Raw genomic sequence first — 1,816 nt, 5'->3', positions numbered from 1 at the left:
CTCGAAGTCAACAGGTTTGAGATTGCGGGGTCTCGACAGGCTCGACCACCGGTGAGCACGCCTCGACCACGGCGTACGCACGTCTTCTAGACTGGTGCCTGCACCCCCTGTCTTCCCGGCCGGGGCTCTCGTGCTTGCCGTCATTTTGGAGTCACCCGTGATCCTCGCCCCGCTCGCCGATCTCGTCCTGCGCGATGCTGCCCTGAGCGAGGTGATGGCGGAGGCCAAGGGCGGCCGGATGCTGGCGCTCGACGTCACCGGGCCGGAGGCGCTGCGTCCGTTCGTGGTCACCGGTCTCGTACGCCAGGAGCGCACCGTCCTCGCGGTGACCGCGACCTCGCGCGAGGCGGAGGACCTGGTCAACGACCTGACCGACCTGCTGCCGCCCGACTCGGTGGCTCTCTACCCGAGCTGGGAGACGCTGCCTCACGAGCGGCTCTCCCCGCGCAGCGACACCGTCGGGCGCCGCCTGGCGGTGCTCCGCCGTCTCCGCCACCCCGATGCAGACGGCGCCCACGGCCCGCTGAAGGTCGTCGTCGCCCCGGTCCGCAGCGTGCTCCAGCCGCAGGTCAAGGGTCTCGGCGACCTGGAGCCCGTGGAGCTGATCAAGGGCCAGGAAGCGGCCCTCGACGACGTCGTCCAGAAGCTCGCCGATGCGGCCTACTCTCGCGTCGACCTGGTCGAGAAGCGCGGCGAGTTCGCCGTCCGAGGCGGCATCGTCGACGTCTTCCCGCCCACCGAGGAGCATCCGGTCCGGGTGGAGTTCTGGGGCGACGAGATCGACTCGCTGCGCCACTTCGCGGTCGCCGACCAGCGGGCGATCCCGCCCGAGCACGGCGGCGAGACCGAGCGGCTGTGGGCGCCGCCCTGCCGCGAGCTCCTGCTCACCCCGGAGGTCAGGGCGCGAGCCAAGGCGCTCGGCGAGGCCCACCCCACCCTGGTCGAGCTCACCGACAAGATCGCCGCCGGGATCGCGGTCGACGGCATGGAGTCGCTCGCGCCCGCGCTCGTCGACGACATGGAGCTGCTGCTCGACCTGATCCCGGAGAACAGCCACGTCCTCCTGCTCGACCCCGAGCGGATCCGCAGCCGTGCCCACGACCTGGTCGCCACCGCTGATGAGTTCCTCGGCGCCTCCTGGGCCGCCGCGGCCAGCGGGGGAGTCGCCCCGATCGACCTCTCGGCGGCTTCCTACAAGGACTTGGCCGACGTGCGCGCCCACGCCATCTCCCAGGGCAAGCCGTGGTGGTCGGTCAGCCCGTTCGGCCTGGATGACGCCGACTCCGATCTTGCCGACCCGGATGTGGTCGGGGTCCCGGCCCGCAAGATCGACTGGCAGCCCGCGAAGGCCTACCGCGGCGACACCGCCGCGGCCCTGACCGACATCGAGCGCTGGCGCGACGACTCCTACCGCGTGGTCGTGGTCCAGCCCGCGCACGGCACGGCGCAGCGTACGGTCGAAGCCTTGGGGGAGCGCGACGTCCCGGCCCGTCTGGCAGAGCGTGACGAAGAGACCGCCAAACCCGTCCACAAGACGGTCACCGTCATCCACGCCCGGCTCAACCACGGCTTCCTCGACGACGCCAACCAGCTGGTCGTGCTCACCGGCGAGGACATCTCCGGCCAGAAGTCGTCCACGCGCGACATGGTCAAGATGCCGACCCGGCGCAAGAAGCAGATCGACCCGCTCGAGCTGAAGCCCGGCGACTACGTCGTCCACGAGCAGCACGGGGTCGGGCAGTTCATCGAGATGAAGCAGCGCGAGGTGCAGGGCGCGACCCGCGAATACCTCGTCCTGGAGTACGGAGCCTCCAAG

The 1,816-nt window shown here is 70.6% G+C and carries 1 protein-coding gene; it reads left to right on the top strand.

The window, feature by feature from the left end:
• Positions 1–94 precede the first annotated feature (94 nt).
• A partial coding sequence (locus H5T77_RS25605; RefSeq protein ID WP_292653431.1) for a CarD family transcriptional regulator occupies positions 95–1,816 on the top strand: 1,722 nt, incomplete at its 3' end.

The organism is Nocardioides sp. (assembly GCF_014360585.1).
In the GTDB taxonomy this organism is placed as follows: domain Bacteria; phylum Actinomycetota; class Actinomycetes; order Propionibacteriales; family Nocardioidaceae; genus Nocardioides.
Note: the sequence above shows the minus strand (reverse complement) of the source record. Positions and strands in the feature narration are given on the sequence as shown.